The sequence below is a fragment of the Corallococcus llansteffanensis genome (genome assembly GCF_003612055.1).
In the GTDB taxonomy this organism is placed as follows: domain Bacteria; phylum Myxococcota; class Myxococcia; order Myxococcales; family Myxococcaceae; genus Corallococcus; species Corallococcus llansteffanensis.
The window spans coordinates 1-1,674 of record NZ_RAWB01000984.1 but is presented as its reverse complement, the minus strand read 5'-3'; the positions used below and the strand labels follow the sequence as shown (position 1 = coordinate 1,674).

The following is a 1,674-nucleotide window of genomic DNA, read 5'->3' as shown; positions in this document are numbered from 1 at the left end:
GGTCACGATCTCCTGGCGGGGTACCAACCGTGCGGTCGGCTTCCGCTCTTTGCCTGGAACGCTAAGGGAATCCGGCACCGGCATCAAGCACCCCTCCCGCCGGAGGGATGGCCGCCTGTCGCGTCCAGACCACGTCCCATGGGCCGGGAGGCGAACGGGCACGCATCCGATCTTCCCCCCTGAACCTGTGCACCACCCTGGCCGCCCCTAGCTTTTTCCCAACGGGGGCTTCACCCCGTCCCACTCACATCATCCGGGAGAGATTCCATGAAGAAGCTCATTGGGGTTTTCGCGTCCGTGGCGCTGTTGGGTTCTGGCGCGGCCTTCGCTCAGAGCGGCAGCACGGCGCAGGAGCCGCAGCAGCAGCCTTCGACCACCGAGCCGGCCCAGGGAGGTTCGGGGTCCGCGCAGCCCTCTTCGGGTATGACGGGCGCGAATGAGCTGACGGGCAAGGTCGTCAAGAGCGAGAGCAAGAAGGTCTACATCAGCAGCGCCAATGGCGCGGTGGTGCCGCTGGACATCAACAGCAAGACCCAGTTCACCGACCCGAGCCTGAAGAACGCCAAGAGCCTGAAGGAAGGCCAGGAGATCCGCGCCAGCTTCGAGGTGAAGGACGAGAAGAACATGGCGACCAGCATCGCGCCGAGCCAGGGCGCGGGCACGGGTGGCTCCGGCACCGACGTGATGTCGCCGGATCCTTCGATCAACGAGGGCACGGGCGGCTCCGGCATGGAGGACCCCAACAAGGACGTCGACGACACCAGCCTGAACCCGGACACGGGCTCCAGCACGCAGGACACCGGCAGCTCGCCGAAGACCTACTAGGCCCGCCCTGGGTACCTCATCCGCTCGCGGCCCGCCGTGTTCCGGCGGGCCGCGGCTCTTTCTCACGGTGGAGGTCCCGCGCGAGGGAGCGGGAGCCGCATGGAGCTCACGGCCGACGTGATCATCCTGGGAGCGGGCGCGGCGGGGCTGTCCGCGGCCGACCGACTGGTTCGCGAGGGCCTGCGCGTCATCGTGCTGGAGGCGCGCGACCGGGTGGGCGGTCGCGTGGCGACCCAGCGGGACCCGGTCAGCGACGTGCCGCTGGAGCTGGGCGCCGAGTTCGTCCACGGCAAGCCCCCTGCCCTGCTCCGCCGCATCCATCAGGCCGGCTTGACGGTGAGCCCCTGCAACGACACGCACGCGCTGCTGTGGCGGGGCCAGCTGGGCGACGCCGAGGAGGCGTTCGCGTTCCAGGAGGCCCTGGTGGCGGCGAAGCCTCCCGACCGCTCGATGGCGGAGTGGGTCGAGGAGCAGGTGCGCACGCGGAAGTGGCCGCCCCAGCGCGCGGCGATGGCGCTCGCCTATGTGCGGGGCTTCTACGCCGCGGATCCGGACATCGCGAGCACGCTAGCCATCGCGCGGATGGAGCGGGCTGTTGAAGACGGGGGCGGTGCGACGCCTTCCCGCGTGCTGGAGGGCTATGACCGCGTGCTGCACGCGATGGCCGCGAGGCTGCTCGCCAGACCCGACACGCTGTTCCTCAACGCCGTGGCCGAGGAGGTGCGCTGGAAGCCGGGAGAGGTGCGCGTGCAGGCCCGGACCCGACAGGGCGTGCCGCTGGGGACGTTCCAGGGGCGGCACGCGGTGGTGACGCTGCCCGTGGGGGTGTTGCGGGCCCGCCCTCCAGCC

The 1,674-nt window shown here is 70.3% G+C and carries 2 protein-coding genes; both read left to right on the top strand.

Features of this window, described 5'->3' with window-relative positions; all coding sequences use genetic code 11:
* The first annotated feature begins 267 nt into the window (after positions 1-267).
* Complete coding sequence (locus tag D7V93_RS42695) at positions 268-825, top strand: hypothetical protein (protein WP_120648644.1); 558 nt, start codon at positions 268-270, stop codon at positions 823-825.
* Positions 826-924: 99 nt separating this feature from the next.
* A partial coding sequence (locus D7V93_RS42690; RefSeq protein WP_120648643.1) for a flavin monoamine oxidase family protein occupies positions 925-1,674 on the top strand: 750 nt, incomplete at its 3' end.

Excerpts from the sequence above, each read along its gene's own strand:
- D7V93_RS42695 (WP_120648644.1), top strand. The coding sequence starts at position 268 with ATGAAGAAGCTCATTGGGGTTTTCGCGTCCGTGGCGCTGTTGGGTTCT.